Origin of the sequence: Haloterrigena sp. KLK7 (assembly GCF_037914945.1) — an archaeon.
Lineage (GTDB): Archaea > Halobacteriota > Halobacteria > Halobacteriales > Natrialbaceae > Haloterrigena > Haloterrigena salinisoli.
This window is the reverse complement of record NZ_CP149790.1, coordinates 102,478-117,371: the sequence shown is the minus strand read 5'-3', so window position 1 is coordinate 117,371 and position 14,894 is coordinate 102,478. Positions and strand designations below refer to the sequence as shown.

Below are 14,894 nucleotides of genomic sequence, written 5' to 3'. Positions count from 1 at the left end.
GCTGCCGTCCCAAGACGCGGGCAATGAACCGTCGGGCCTTTCTCCGTGGTACGGCCGTCGCCGGTACCGCCGCCATCGCCGGCTGTCTCGAACGCCTGGGTTTCGAAGAGGAGTCGGCCTGGGACAACCCGCCGCTCGTAGAAGATCGTCCCGACGCCGTCTATCTGCCCGCGGGCAAGGAGGAGATGGGTCACTACGGTCGCGCGAGCGACGGCGAGTACGCCGTCGAACTCTCCTATACGATCCCGCACCGGTTCTGGACCGTCGCCGGGGACACCCAGCGGGTCGACGTGGACACCGACGACAGTATGCACCTGATGTTGACCGTCTGGGATGACCAGACGGACACCATCCTGCCGGTGAACACCGACCTCGAGCTCCGGCGCGACGACGGCTCGATCGTCGAACAGCTGACGCCGTGGGCCATGCTCTCCCAACGGATGGGGGCCCACTACGGCGACAACATCACGCTGCCCGAAGAGGGGACGTACACTGCCCGCGCGCGCGTTGGGCCGGTCACCACCGAGCGGACCGGCGCGTTCGCGGATCGGTTCGACGACGCGAGCGAGCTCGAGATCGAGTTCGAGTTCGAGCGCTCGGACATCCACGACCTCGAGTTCGAAATGGTCGACGAGGACCGTCGCGGCGCTCGCGAGGCCCACGCGTTGATGGACCCCAGCGGGCACGGTCACGGCGGCCACGACGGAGACGGGCCCGGACACGCGCCGACGTCCGACGGACCGCCGGTCGAGGACCTCCCCGGCGACCGTCTCGGCACCGAACGGAGCGCAGACGCGAAGATCACCGCGATCCGGACGACCGCCGACCGACTGTCCGGCGACGGCGACTATCTCGTCGTCTGCCTTCGGACGCCGTACAACGACGTGCGCCTTCCGTCCGCGACGCTGAACGCCACGGTCGAGCGCGGCGGAACGACCGTCCTCGAGGACGAGTCGCTCGCGGAAACGATCGATCCCGAACTCGGCCACCACTACGGCGTCCAGCTCGCGGGCCTCGAGAGCGGTGACGAGCTCACCGTCGCCGTCGACCGGCCGCCACAGGTGGCGCGCCACGACGGCTACGAAACGGCGTTTTTCGACTTCGAAGACGTGCGATACACCGTGTCGTGACGCGGTCGTTCGAGGGCCCTCTCGCGGTCGATCCCGAACCGTTCAATTCGCGTAAATTCGATCGTACAGTGGTGAAACGATTCAAACCCGACGCTGAGATGGCGTACGGTTAGTATAACTATGCGGAATTCCCACCAATCCCGGAGATATGTCCCAGTCAGACCAATCAGAGATGCGTATCGGTTGTCCCGAGTGCGAGGCAACGGTCAACGCATCCGTCCCCCCTGGTCCGGGAATCCACGACGAACGCACGACGAACCGTCTTCAGGGGCGGGAGACGACCTGTCGAAACTGCGGGCACGAGGTCGAACTCTACTACTACTGAACGCGATCGATCACCGCTCGGTCTCGACGCGAGGAGGGTGCGTGAACGGACGCGGATCCTCCCAAATCTCAGTCGCGAGAACTCCCGAGATCGACTCCCGTTCCCCCACACACCACGTTTCCGGTGAAATAGCACGGCGCTGAACGATCGCGGCTCGAGGAGGACGGAAACGGTATCGACACCGACCGAGAACGAACGCGACACCGAACGGCGCAGTGACACACCACGTTTCCGGTGAAGGCGGAGCGGAGAACGGGGGACGATACCGCACGGAGAGGGAATCGAAGAGAGGACGATAGCCGCTACGCGCCAGTACATATTAGTCATCACTTCGAAGACCGACCGCTGCGCTTCGGGGACCGACTGCTGCCCCGGCTTCGGAGGACGGATTCGCGATCTCGGAACGAACGGGAAACGCACCACTGACACACCACGTTTCCGGTGAACGATCGGGAACGCGGCGGATGAGTCGCCCGTCGGACCGAGTAGGGAAATCGCGACCGAGCGCTGGCGGTGTTCGATTCTCGAGACGGGCGATCGATCGAGCCGTGGAAGCTCGAATCGGCGCGAGCGAATCGGCTGTCCGGCTCGAGGGCGAGTATCGACCCGACTCGAGAACGGATATCGGTCGGTCCGACCGCGGCGACTACTGGCAGCGCGCGCACACCACGTTTCCGGTGAAACGGGATGAGAGGGGGAGGGGGCTGTGGGAACGAGGGCGAGAGCGAAGACACACACACCACGTTTCCGGTGAAAGCGGGTGCGAAGGTGGGGGTGGGGTGGGGTGGGGTGGGGGCGGGGGCCTCAGTGAGATGCCTCCAGCCGGATGAGGATTCTCCAGGAATAATCGTAGAAGGCTCCAAAGAAACCATATCTCGAAGTCCCCTTTCTACGTTCGCTGCTGAAAGAGCGTCTTTCTCCCTCCTTCTTTACTTCTTTATTGCTGCATCTGACTATCGTCCTTCCTCTAGACTATCTCACTGCTTGCACTAAATATAATACACTCCGGCCTAAAAAGTCCATTGAGTAGAAAACAGGAAGAGAATAGTCGACGTGAGTCGACACCGGCTCTTTCACCGGAAATTCTTTTATGTGGGCTCGTTTCCAACTCAGAGAACGACTCCTCAGCCTCGAGAAACTCCCCTCTGAGGATGACGAACGCTGTATGCTCGGTTTTGACCTCTGGAGACCTCAAGCGAGTCGTGATCGAGATCCAACGACCGGGCTCGAGGAGAGCTCACAGCGTCAGAACGGAGTGCTCACAGCATCGGAACGGGGTGAACTCGAGTCCCTTCTAATCAGGAACCGCTGTCGTTCCCGGTTAGCAGCCGTGATGGGGGCGATATTCCGATAGTGGCTGTCTTCGTCCTCTCCGTCGGTTCGACACCACACCGGGTTTCCGATGAATCCTAACCCCCGTTTCAACTGGAACCCGTCCCCCCGTTTTCCCCGTTTCACCGGAAACGTGGTGTGTGTGTCTTCCACCGCTGTTTCCGCTACCACTAATATTATATAATCGCTCGAGACCGTCTCTTCGTCCCGTAATTCGACGCTGTGACCGACGAACCGTCGCCGAGTCCAAACAATAAAGACGTTTCACCGGAAACGTGGTGTCTACGATTATGTCGAGTTCCGGCGACGACCTGTTTACCCGTGACGACCCTATCTTCGAGAACAAGGAGCTGCTCGAGATCAACCACCTCCCGGAGGAGGGGCGGATCGTCGGCCGGGACGACGAGATCGCCGACCTCGCCAACGCCGTCAATCCGGCGATCTTCGGGCAGAGCCCGAGCAATCTGCTCATCTACGGGAAGACGGGCACTGGAAAGTCCCTCTGTGCGAAGCACATCTCCGAACGGCTGGTCCGCGTCTCGACGGAGGAGGGGGTCACCGCGGAGTTCGCCTACGTCGACTGCGCCCAGGACAGCACGGAGACGCAGGCGGTTCAGACGATCGCCCACTCGCTGAACGATCCCGACCGGACGCAGATCAAGATCCCCGATAAGGGGCTCAGCACGTCGACGTACTACAAGCGCCTCTGGACCGTCCTCGACTCCCAGTACGAGGTCGTCCTCATCATCTTGGACGAGGTCGACAAACTCGACGACGACGACATCCTCATGCAACTCTCGCGCGCGGGCGAGGCCGGCAAACTCGAGTCGTGCAAGATCGGCGTCATCGGGATCAGTAACAAGATCAAGTACAAGGATCGGATGGACGAGCGGGTCAAGTCCAGCCTCTGCGAGCGGGAGTTCGTCTTCCCGCCGTACGACGCGAACCAGCTCCGGGACATCATGCAGGCCCGCAGCGACGCGTTCAAGGACGGCGTCCTCGAGCCCTCCGTTATCCCCCGGGCGGCAGCGCTGGCGGCCCGGGAACACGGGGACGCGCGGAAGGCGATCGACATCCTCCGCTACGCGGGCGAGATCGCCCAGTCGAACGGCAGCGAGACGGTCCGCGAGGAGTTCGTCGTGCAGGCGCGGGAACGAGCCGAGACCGACCGGTTCCGGGAACTCATCCGGGGCTCGACCCCGCATTCACGGTACGTTCTCCAAGCGCTCGCGGTCCTCTCGCTCAACACTCCCGACGAGGACGGCTTTCGGACGACCCGGATCTTCGACGTCTACGAGGAGATCTGTCGGCAGGAGGGGTCGGACACGCTCTCCTTGCGCCGCGTCCGCGACCTCCTGAAGGAACACGCCTTCCTCGACATCATCGAGCAGTCCCGCCAGAGCGGCGGCAGCGCCGAGGGGAGCTACACCGAACACCAGCTGCTCGAGGATCCGGACGTCGTTCGGAAGGTGCTCGTCGAAACCGACGACGCGTAGTCGTCGAGACGCCGGCAGAACGAAGTCTCGAGGCCTCGTGGGGCGGGTTCCACCGGAACTCCGGTGTCGGTTTCAGCGGAAGTGCGGCCGCTATTTCAACGGAAACACGGTGTCCCCGTTTCCGGCCGCACGCGTCGGTCGCCCGCCAGCGACCGGAGCTCCGAACCGCTCCGGTCACGATCGAACGTCGTCGCCGGTCTCCCATCCGCGCGGCGAGTCGTTCAGCCGTTCGACGCCGTCCTCGGTGACGACGACCAGATCCTCGATTCGGACGCCGAACTCCCCCTCGAGGTAGATCCCCGGTTCGACGGAGAAGACCATCCCGGGCTCGAGCTCGCGCTCGTCGTCCGCGACGATGTAGGGCGGTTCGTGGACCTCGAGGCCGACGCCGTGGCCGGTTCGGTGGACGAACGCGTCCCCGTAGCCGGCCTCCTCGATCACGTCTCGAGCTGCGCGATCGATCGACCCGGCGGTGACGCCGGGTTCGACGGCGTCGACCGCGGCCCGCTGGGCCTCGCGGACGGTCTCGTGGACCTGCTCGTACCGCTCGTATTCGGCGGCGGGCTCGCCGACGACGATCGTCCGCGTCTGATCGCCGGGATAGCGGCCCGTTCCGTCCTCGAGGTCGGCCTCGACGAACGCGCCGAAGTCCAGCACGATCGGATCGCCGCGCTCGATCTCCCGGTCGCCGCTGTGGTGGTGTGGCCGCGCGCCGTTCGGTCCCGACGCGACGATCGTTTCGAACGCGGGGTCGCCGCCGCCGTGCTCCGCGAGCAGCCGTTCGATCTCGTCGGCCAGTTCCGCTTCGGTCGTCCCGACCAGCTCGGTCCCGCGCGAACGGATCTCGAGTGAGACCCGATCCGCGATCGTTCCGGCTCGCCGGAGCGCCTCGAGTTCGACGTCGTCCTTCCGGATACGGAGTTGCTCGAGGACGCGGCTGGCGAGGTCGAACGTCGCCGCCGGCGCGCACTCCCGCAGATCCTGCGTGAACGTCGCCCACATGCGGTCGTCGACGAGGACCGTCGGTGAGCCGTCGTCCCCTGATGAGCTGCGACCGTCATCGACAGTCGCCAGCAGCTCTGCGAGGACCGCCTCGATCTCCTCGAGTGGATCGTCATCGTCGTCCCACAGCCGCACCGCCAGCGTCTCGATCGGCAGCGTCCGGAGCTGGGCGTCGTACATCGACGGCGCGACGACGACCGGATCGCCGATCTGCGGGACGAACAGCAACAGGTGCCGCTCCGACGGTGACTCCTCGAAGCCGGTCAGGTAGGTGAGGTTCGGGCCCGGAACGAGGACGGCCAGCGCGGCGTCGACGCGCTCGAGTCGGCGCTGACACGCCGCGATGCGGTGTTCGAACGGGGATCGCATACTCGAAAGTTCGGTCGGCCGGGGAAAGAACGTTCGGTCGGGAGGGGTGACTCCATCCCGTCTGTGACCTCATCCCGTCTGTGACCTCATCCCGTTTGTGGCCCCATCCGTCCGTGGCCCCATTTCGGCTGGGACGCGATATCGACCAGAACCGCGATGTCGATGTGAATAGCGATCGGCCCCGAACGGCCCGAAATCACGGTGTAGCGCCCGTCAACGGATACCGATAGGTAACAGCTCGTATATGACTTCCATGCGGTTGCAGGCCGCGGACCGACCCGCGACGAGGTTGTCAATAGCAGCGAATGCGATTTACCGATGCGCGGTTGCCGTCGACGCATCCGAGCAATCGTCAGTTACGGGCCGACGGATACGGCCGCGCGACTGCGGATTCGCGGTCCGACGATTCCGTCTGTCCCGGATCGCTGATCGTCGTTTCGAACCGCCAGCCGTATCGCCACGAGTACGAGACGGAGTCGCAAGGTTCCGGTAGCGGAGACGAGCGATCGACCGGTAATTCGTCGATTACGGTCGACGAGCCGACTGGCGGACTGACGGCTGGTCTCGATCCCGTGGTGCAGGCGTCCGAGGGAACCTGGATCGCCTGGGGCGACGGCGAGGCCGATTTCGACGTCGCCGACGACGACGGCTGTATCGCGGTGCCGCCGGGCGACGAGTCGTACACCCTCCAGCGGATCGATCTCTCGGAGGAGGCGGTCGACTCCTACTACTACGGGTTCAGCAATCGCGTGCTCTGGCCGCTCTGTCACGGGTTTGTCGATCTCATCGAGAACCGGTCGAACGACTTCGAGTGGTACCGAACGGTCAACGAGCGCTTCGCCGACGCGGTGGCCGAACACGCGGAGGCCGACTCGATCGTCTGGGTACAGGACTACCACTTCGGCCTCGCGCCGCGGATGATCCGGGAGTCGGTCCCGCAGTCGACGACCGTCGCCCAGTTCTGGCACATTCCGTGGCCGACGACGACGACCTACCAGCACTGTCCGGCCGGGAGAGACATCCTCGAGGGACTGCTCGGCAACGACCTGCTCGGGTTCCACATCGAACGCTACGCCGAGCGGTTCCTCGACTGCGTCGAGCGATACCTGCCGGCGGCCGACGTCGATCGAACCCAGCGAACGGTCTCCTACGATGGGGGAACGACGCGGGTCGTCGCGACGCCCATGGGCGTCGATGCGCCGTCGCACGACGCGAACGCGCGCTCGATCGAGTCGTCGCAGATCTCGTCGCTGTTCGACCGCTACGACATTTCCAGCGACACCGTCCTCGGACTCGGCGTCGACCGCCTCGATTACTCCAAGGGAATCCCCGAACGGCTGGCGGCGATCGAACGGTTCCTCGAGCGCAGTCCGGAGTGGCACGGCGAGTTCACGTTCCTCCAGACGGCGACGCCGTCTCGGACCGACATCGACGCCTACCAGCGCTACGGCGAACTCGTCAGGAGTGAGGTCACGCGGATCAACCGGCGGTTCGGGACCGACGACTGGGAGCCGATCGTCTACACCGAGGACTACCTCTCGAACGAGGAACTGTCCGGGCTCTATCGCCGTGCGGACCTGATGGTCGTGAGTCCGCTGGTCGACGGGATGAACCTGGTCGCCCAGGAGTACGTCGCCGCGAACGTCGACGGCGACGGCGTGCTCGTCCTGAGCGAGGGGACCGGCGCCCACGAGCGACTGGGGTCGCACGCGCTGACGATCGATCCCACCGACGTCGACGGCTTCGCGACGCAACTCGAGGCGGCGGTCGCGATGCCGTCCCGCGAGCGGCAGCACCGGATGAACACGCTCCGAAACCGGGTCTTCGACGGCGACCTCGAGTGGTGGATGGAGACGCAGTTCGACTGGATTCGCCGGGTACACGCCGACGGAGGACACGACGGCGGTACTCGAGACGACGATTCCAGTTCCGACCACGGCTCCAACCCCGATTCCGACGCCGGCCCGGGTTCTCGGACGGATCGGAACGTAGACCGGACGAATCGATCCGGATCTGACTCGCAGTCGGACTCGGACGTCGACCCGAACGAACCTCCCTCGACCGTCTGATCGATGTCTACCGAAACGCCTCCCCGCCCGGTCGAGACGGAGCGGGAACGGATCCGTTCGCGGCTCACCGCCGGATCGAGGGTGTGCTGCTGTCTGGACTTCGACGGCACGCTCGCGCCGATCGTCGAGGACCCCGACGCGGCGGCGCCGACGGCCGAAAACGAGGCGGCGGTCGCGTCGCTGGCGGCCGACCCGGCGGTCTCGACGGCCGTCGTCAGCGGTCGCGCGCTGAGCGACGTTCGCGATCGCATCGACGGGCCGTCGATCTACGCCGGCAACCACGGGCTGGAACTCGAGCGAAACGACTCGGTCGCCGTCCATCCGGTCGCGCGAAAACGCGCCGCGCGTATCGACGAGGTGTGCGGAATCCTCGAGTCGGTCCTCGAGCCGATCCCGAACGCCCGGATCGAAAACAAGCGATTGACGGGAACGGTACACTATCGGTCCGTTCCGTCCGCGATGCGGCCGATCGTCAGGCGGCGGACCCACGCGGTCGTCGACCGTTTCGGCGGCGACGCCCTCGAGGTGTCGTCCGGGAAACGCATCCTCGAGATCGGGCCGTCGATCCCGTGGGGGAAGGGGAACGCGGTCGCGTTGATCGCGGCGGATATGCCGCCGGGGACCGTCCCGATCTATATCGGCGACGACGTGACCGACGAGTCGGCGTTCCGGACCGTCGAGCCCGACGGCATCGGGATTCGCGTCGGCGGCGACGAGCCGTCGGCCGCGTCCTACCGGCTCGACTCACCGGACGCCGTCGCTCGATTCCTCGAGTGGCTCGAATCGATCACCGCCGAAACGCTCGAGCGAACCGTCTCGCAGGCGAGCGCGCCGGCCGAATCCGCGAGCGGAACGACGAGCCACTAGCCACTGGATGACCGTTCCCGCTCCTGTCCGTCGAGCGGCCGATCACCTGTCGGTACGGGATCATTTCTCGGTCGCATCGACAGCTTACCGCCGTTCGGGATCTCGGTCTATCGATTACCCGGACACTGAAACGAAAGCTGTGTAATTTCTCACTACTCCGTGCGAACACATTCGATTATTCGCCGCTATATTCCGCTTTCAATACCTATCTCAGCGTATAACCCAATCGATAAAGCCGAAAGTATTAGTTACCACTGGAAATATAGTTCCTACCGAGAGTGAACGATAGTGAAACTGCGTCAACCTACTGATTTCCTGATCCTCGAGGCGCTCGAAGAGAAAGGGCGGAACGTCGCGACGAATCTCGCCGAACACACGGGTAAGAGCCGCAAGAACATCAATACCCGACTGCCGGTACTCGAAGATTACGGGCTGGTCCGCAAGATCGGTCCCGCCGAGCGGTCGGGGCTGTACGAGATTACGCCGACCGGAAAGGCGGCGCTCGTCTATCGGGACCGGTACGACGAGGTCGACGATTTCGATTCGCTCATCGAAGGACCCAGCGCCGGCGGCGTCGACGACAACGGGGAGCCACAGGCGAGCTTCGTTCGCGGCGAAGACGAGACCGACGACGACGAGTAATCCGTTTCTGCGCCGGTTCGTCCGGACGGTCGCCGCCTCGAAGTGCGGGTAGCGTGGCGTTGGGCCACTGGGTCCGCCGGCAGTCCGATGCCTGACCGATCGATCGGACCGATCGCCCTCGAGTGGTTCGGGACCGCGATTCGACTCTCGTGTTTCGCTACCGTTGGACGTGAGTATCGCACTCCGTCGTTGCTATCTTTGCCTACCGGTGCCCGCTGCTGTACTCGCTTACCCTATTCCGCTACCGCTGTACGCGGCGAGCTCGCGCTTCGCACAGGGCGAAAACGCCAGACTGAGCTTTCGTCGGTGGTCCGCCGGCTCCGGATACGCGCTCCCGCACGCCGAGCGCTCGACGTCGACGTCGCCGTTCCAGGCGTAACTGCTCAGCATCGGCGTCGCGACGATGGCGTCACCGTCCCGGAACGAGACGCCGTGCTCGTGATCCAGTCCGAGCGCGTGCCCGATTTCGTGGACGAGCACCTGCATCGAGCGCGTCGGCGGTTCGTTCGGGACGATCCACCGGTCGGCGTCCGTCGCCGGCGCCGAGCAGAGTTCGTCGAACGACTCGAGCGAGGCGAGGTGTCGGGCGCCGCCGACCGACGCGACGTGTGGCAGCCCGTACCCGGTCGGCGTCCGTCTCATCTGTCCGTCCGTGACGAGCAGGTTGACGTCGGCGGCGGGAGCGACCGCACCCGGTCCGATCGCTCCCGCTGCGAGCGTCAGCGGCCACTCTCCGTGGCTGGTGACGCGGGCGCCGTCTTCGGTCGAGACGTCGACGGTACCGCCGATCGAGCACTCGAGCGTCCAGTACTCGAGGTCGAAGATCCGCTCGAGGTAGTCGCGGATCCGTTCGCCGACGCCGTCGTACTCCGCGGCGCCGCTCGAGAGCCAGACGCGGATCTCGAGGGTATCGACCGGTTCGCGGGTCGTGTACGCCAGCGTGCCGACCGAGGTGAGCGACCCGACGGCCCCGAGAAACGCGCGTCGTTCCATACCGACGGCACTCGCGGCCGACATCCAGTCCGTGTCGGTTCATATATCCACCGCTTATCGGTGGTCGCGACGGGTGATCGTAACGCGGCGGTCTCGACGCCTGAGTCGCGAGCGGTTCGTCGACGGCGCCGGCTACTCCGGTAGCGACCCGTTCGGGACCGGCCGTCGCGTATCGACGACGCGAGCGCCGCGGCCGTCGATTCGGAGTTCGGCCCAGGCCGGGAGCTCGTCGGTCGGCGTCAGCAACAGCAACGAGCCGTCGCTCGTTTCCACCAGCCGCCGGTCCGGATCCCGCTGTCGAATGCACGGCGTCCAGCGGCCGGCTCGGAGCCGTCGCTCGAGCTGACAGTCGGTGTAGTAGCGACCGTTCGACCCCTCGTAGAGGCGCTCGACCGGGACGTCCGACGTCACGTCTCTGCACCCTCCCGCGAGCAGCGGCCGGTATCCGCCGCCCGAATACTCGTCGTTCTCATCGCAGTCGGAGGACGTCGACGCGTTCGCATTGCCGCTCGGGTTCATATGGGCCTCTTTGAAGATCTCGTGAGTATCGTCACCCGTGATGTGTTCGCCGCCGCGTTCCCTCGTCGAACGCTCCGGTTTCGGCTCGACACACCGCGTTTCCGGTGAACGAACGGTGGCGATCGACCACCGAACGGTTCCGCCGACCGGTCGCCGGTCACGCCGACCGATCGACCCTCGTTCAGGTCGGCTCGGCTCCGCCGCCGGCTTCGAAGAACTCCTCGAGCACCGCTTTCAGCCCCTTTCGGAGGTGCTGGTGCATCGTCGGCGGTGAGACGTCCATCGCGTCGGCGATCTCCTCGCCGGTGCTCTCGCGGGGCCAATCGAAGAAGCCGCTGTAGTAGGCCAGTCGCAGCGTCGTCAGTTGTCGGTCAGTCAGTTGATCGAAGATGCGATCCCGTCGCTGTGCGGCGGTTCGTACCGGGCGGTCGATCTCGCGGCGCGCGACGAGTTCGGTGTTCTCGTAGATCACGGTCAGCGCCTTCGCGATCTCGCGGACGTTCGCGTCTTGGGAGACCTCGACCAGACAGGTTCCGACGCCGTCTTCGACGGTGACGTCGCGGAACGTCGCCCCGTGGTTCGCCAGCGTCTGGACCCCCGACTCCGCGAGGCGCATCTCGATCGTGCAGTTCTCGCAGCCGTCGTGAATGAGCCGACAGCTCTCGACCGACGGGTGTGCGTCGGCTTCCTCGAGGACGGTCTCGCCGTCGAGGCCGTCGATCGTGACGTACTGGACGGTGTGCCCGTTCGCCGTCGTCCCGGCCCACTCCAGTGAGACGGTACAGTCGTAGCGTTCGGAGAGATCGAACGAGAAGGTGTCGCCGCCGTCGATCCGGAACTCGAGCTCGACGACCGTATCGGCGAACAGCAACTGCCGGTTCTTGACGGCCATGATGGTGAAGCCGATCGTTTCGCCGAGCAGCCCGAACCCGGCTCGCTCGTCCTCACCGAAGGCGTCCTCGCGGCCAGCGAGGACCGTCAGGACGCCGTACACCGCCTCGTTGTGACTGATCGGGACGGCGATCGCGGACCTGACGCCGTCCGTCCGGGCGGCCGCGCGAAGCGCTTCGGGCATCGAGTCGCTCGCGGGGATGTTCGTCTCCGTCTGGATCTCGCCCGTCTCGACGGCCTGCTGGACCAGACACGCGTGGCCCTCGTCGAGCTCGCTCGCGCGATCGAGGTACGTGTCCACGTCGCCGGCACCGGTTCGGTAGGCGAGCGTCCCCTCGCCCGTCCGCTCGGCGATCCAGGCCCCGCAGTACAGCTCCGACTCGACGAGTTGGGCACAGACCTCCCGCTCGATGGCGTCCCGGGACGGGGCTTCGACCAGCGTGTCGATCACCTGCCCGACGACCGCACCGATCCTGTTGAGGGTCTCGAGTCGGTCCCGGCGCGATCGCAGTTCGCGCTCCCGTCGGACCCGCTCGGTGATGTCTCTGGCGAGCCAGACGACGGCGTCCTGGTCGTCGATTCGTTCGTCGATCGGGACGACTCGGCCCTCGTACCGGCGGTCGCCGTCGGTCGTCGCCGTCTCGTATTCGATCGACTGCACGGTACCGGTCCGAATCGTTCGATCGATACAGGCCTGCAACTCCGCGGCGACGTCGTCGGGGAACACATCCGTGAGGTGTTCCCCGGGCAGTTCGTCGGCCGACGTCGTGTAGAGATCGGCGGCGTCGGGCCGGACCTTCGCCTCGAGATAGGTGCCGTCAGCGGTGATAACGAAGGCCTCGTCTGGCAGTTCGTCGGCGAGGATGCGGTGGTACTTACCGGCCGACTCCGCCGACGGCCGGCCGGTCGCCGTCGCGGCGACGCCTGCGGCCGGGCCTGCACCGTTCGTCGCTCTCGATCCGTCCGTCGGTTCGTCGTCGGTCTCGCGACCGTCGACCGTCTCCCGGTCGCCGGCCGCCTCGCTGCCCGGTCGAATCGCGTCGACGATCCGCTCGACCGGATCCCCGTCCCCGTCGAGCGGCGCGTACTCGTCGGCGTCGCCTCGCAGTGCCGCCGTCGCGAGCGCTTCACTGCCCGTCGGTGGGGCGACGACCGTCGGAACGTCCCCCCACTCCTCGGAACACCGTTCGAGAACGGACCGCACCTGTGTCGGACACTCGAGTTCGAGGACGACGCCGACGGGAACCGGCCTCTCCGTGTCGGCGTCGCTCTCTCCTTCGGAGACGGTGTCAGACTCACTCCCCGCTTCGGAGACGGTGTCAGACTCGTTCTCACCTTCGGAGACGGTCCCGAGACCGTCCTCGAGGGCCGTCAGTGAGATCGATCGGACGTCGTACGGCGCCGCCTCGCGAAGCCGTCTCTGGAGCGACTCCGATTGGGACGCCGAGATGTGCACGATCGGTCCGAAACGAGTCTCGGGGGACATACGATGAGGACGGGGACGTCGTGACTAACTGAAAGCGTCACTTCGACAAAAGATTCCCTTGGAATAAAAGCGTACTGGTAGATATTCGCTATCCGGTCTCGCCGAGTCGTCGAACGGATCGAACGGGTGGTAGACGGCACGATGAGCGGTCTCTCGAACTGCACCGTGTACACATTCTAAAATGTGTGGACATTCTAGATAGTATCAGTATTTTGTACGATGTATTCGTCAGTACAGGCCGATCGATGGCCGGCCGGAGTTCGATGACCGGCCGGAGTTCGATGACCGGCCGGAGTTCGATGACCGATCAACGGCGACGCTAATCGGACTCGGTCAGAGTCGGCGCATGAACTTCGGCAGGATCCCTCGTTCGCTCGAGTCGGCCGCGGCGGCCGGTTCGGTTCCCGGGTGGTCGAACTCCGCTCCGTCTTCGGTGGACGCGGACTCGTCGACCGAGCCGGCGCTCGCTCCGTCCCGCCCGGCCGTCGCCTGTCCGTCGGTGTTCGATCCGGCCGCTGACTGCGCAGCGGTGTTCGGTCCAGCGGGCTCGGTACCGGGCGTACTCGAGGCCGTCCCGGCGCCCGTTGGCCCGGTGGCTGCGGCGTCGGCGGCTCCACCGGTGGCGGCTCCGGCGTCAGCCGGCGATCCCGCAGTGACTTCGGTCTCGAGGACGGCCTCGAACTCCTCCTGCGTCCGGGGACCGAAGTAGAACGGCTGTTCGGGTCGGAGGTACTCGCGGAACTGGACGTTGGCGTATCCCGCTGCAGCCAGCGCGAGGACGACCAGCGGTTCGACGCCGATCACGGTGGGGCCGGCGGTCAGGACGACGAGAAAGACCGATAGCGGCGAGTACACGTAGTAGGCGAGGAGCCGAAACCAGGTACCCACGTAGCCGTCGACGACGTAGGCGTACAGCCCGTAGGCACCGACGGCCAACCCCGCGTCGGCGTAGAGGGAGACCAGCAGGCCGGCCTCGCCGGCGACGAAGATGTGAATGTGCGTGGCGAGTGCGCCCGTCAGGATCGTCGTCCGATTGACGTACGTCTCGTCTAAGGCCATCCCGACGACGAGCACCGCGAGCTGGATCACCGGCGCCGCTACCCACCAGGGGAGGGAACTGAGGAGGAACCCGAGGGAGACGTCGATCACAGCTGTTCGTGTAGCCGAACCCGTCCCGCTTCCTTTAACGTTCGCTCCGTTTCGAGACTCGATACGAACCGCGAGTCCGTCGCCACTACCTGTAATGGACTGGACAACTCTTCGAAACAATAATTAGTCCGCAGCGAGCATCGTATCCGTATGGCCAAAGATACCGTCAGGTACCCCGACGAGGTCGTCGAGGCGATCGACGAACTGGTCGACGACGGTATGTTCGAGAGCAAGTCCGAGTTCTATCGCTTCTCCGCGGAGTACGTGCTCACCCTACTCAACAACGATCACGAGGTGAAGACGTTCAACTTCGACGAGATCAAGGCCGAACTCGACATCTCCGAGGAGGATCACGCGAAGGCGCTGGGTGCCGACGGTGGAACCTTCTTCCTCGATGCCGTAATCACCGTTCGCAAACACGGGCTTCGAGGCGATTACGAGGCCGCCGAGCGGTTCATCGACACCCATTACGAGTCGACCGACCAGGAGTGTATCATCCTCGAGGAACTGCTCGGGACCTACCGTTCCGACCCCACGTAGACCGACTCGAGTCGCTCGTTCTCGCGGCTTCGCTGTTCGGTCCGTCTCGGAACCGTTAGCGACGCGCTGTCTCGTCCGTGACCC

Annotated in this window: 12 protein-coding genes; 7 read left to right on the top strand and 5 right to left on the bottom strand. The window is 65.1% G+C overall.

What is annotated here, in order from left to right; all coding sequences use genetic code 11:
- Positions 1–23: 23 nt before the first annotated feature.
- From WD430_RS22180 to WD430_RS22170, 3 genes are all read left to right on the top strand, one after another.
- A complete protein-coding gene (locus WD430_RS22180) occupies positions 24–1,130 on the top strand; it encodes a hypothetical protein (RefSeq protein ID WP_339106339.1) in 1,107 nt (368 codons plus the stop codon).
- Positions 1,131–1,278: 148 nt separating this feature from the next.
- On the top strand, positions 1,279–1,455 hold the full coding sequence (locus tag WD430_RS22175) for a hypothetical protein (RefSeq protein ID WP_339106511.1): 177 nt from the start codon (positions 1,279–1,281) through the stop codon (positions 1,453–1,455).
- Between the two features lie 1,622 nt (positions 1,456–3,077).
- Positions 3,078–4,283, top strand: coding sequence for an orc1/cdc6 family replication initiation protein (locus WD430_RS22170; protein ID WP_339106338.1), 1,206 nt, complete (start codon positions 3,078–3,080; stop codon positions 4,281–4,283).
- Between the two features lie 174 nt (positions 4,284–4,457).
- On the opposite strand, the gene WD430_RS22165 is transcribed toward WD430_RS22170, so the two are convergent.
- On the bottom strand, positions 4,458–5,654 hold the full coding sequence (locus WD430_RS22165; RefSeq protein WP_339106337.1) for an aminopeptidase P family protein: 1,197 nt from the start codon (positions 5,652–5,654) through the stop codon (positions 4,458–4,460).
- 305 nt (positions 5,655–5,959) lie between these two features.
- Between WD430_RS22165 and WD430_RS22160 the strand changes: the two genes are divergently transcribed.
- The 3 genes from WD430_RS22160 (at position 5,960) to WD430_RS22150 (ending at position 9,232) form a co-directional block, all read left to right on the top strand.
- Positions 5,960–7,723, top strand: coding sequence for a trehalose-6-phosphate synthase (locus WD430_RS22160; RefSeq protein WP_339106336.1), 1,764 nt, complete (start codon positions 5,960–5,962; stop codon positions 7,721–7,723).
- Between the two features lie 3 nt (positions 7,724–7,726).
- Positions 7,727–8,590, top strand: a complete 864-nt coding sequence (gene otsB, locus WD430_RS22155) for a trehalose-phosphatase (protein ID WP_339106335.1) — start codon at positions 7,727–7,729, stop codon at positions 8,588–8,590.
- Positions 8,591–8,878: 288 nt separating this feature from the next.
- Complete coding sequence (locus tag WD430_RS22150) at positions 8,879–9,232, top strand: winged helix-turn-helix domain-containing protein (RefSeq protein ID WP_339106334.1); 354 nt, start codon at positions 8,879–8,881, stop codon at positions 9,230–9,232.
- A 228-nt stretch (positions 9,233–9,460) separates the two neighbouring features.
- Here WD430_RS22150 and WD430_RS22145 read toward each other — a convergent pair whose 3' ends face one another.
- The 4 genes from WD430_RS22145 to WD430_RS22130 all read right to left on the bottom strand — a co-directional run bounded on the left by WD430_RS22145 (position 9,461) and on the right by WD430_RS22130 (position 14,270).
- The gene (locus WD430_RS22145; protein WP_339106333.1) at positions 9,461–10,225 is read right to left on the bottom strand and encodes a peptidase M10A and M12B matrixin and adamalysin; all 765 of its coding nucleotides are present in this window, start codon (positions 10,223–10,225) and stop codon (positions 9,461–9,463) included.
- Between the two features lie 132 nt (positions 10,226–10,357).
- Complete coding sequence (locus WD430_RS22140) at positions 10,358–10,636, bottom strand: hypothetical protein (RefSeq protein WP_339106332.1); 279 nt, start codon at positions 10,634–10,636, stop codon at positions 10,358–10,360.
- Between the two features lie 289 nt (positions 10,637–10,925).
- Positions 10,926–13,121 carry a bacterio-opsin activator domain-containing protein gene (locus WD430_RS22135; RefSeq protein WP_339106506.1) on the bottom strand — a complete coding sequence of 732 codons (2,196 nt, stop codon included), beginning with the start codon at positions 13,119–13,121 and terminating at the stop codon, positions 10,926–10,928.
- A 333-nt stretch (positions 13,122–13,454) separates the two neighbouring features.
- Entirely contained in the window at positions 13,455–14,270 is an 816-nt protein-coding gene (locus tag WD430_RS22130; RefSeq protein ID WP_339106505.1) for a hypothetical protein, read from the bottom strand.
- Positions 14,271–14,420: 150 nt separating this feature from the next.
- Here WD430_RS22130 and WD430_RS22125 point away from each other — a divergent pair, with 150 nt between their 5' ends.
- Positions 14,421–14,810, top strand: coding sequence for a CopG family transcriptional regulator (locus WD430_RS22125; RefSeq protein ID WP_339106504.1), 390 nt, complete (start codon positions 14,421–14,423; stop codon positions 14,808–14,810).
- Positions 14,811–14,894: the final 84 nt, after the last annotated feature.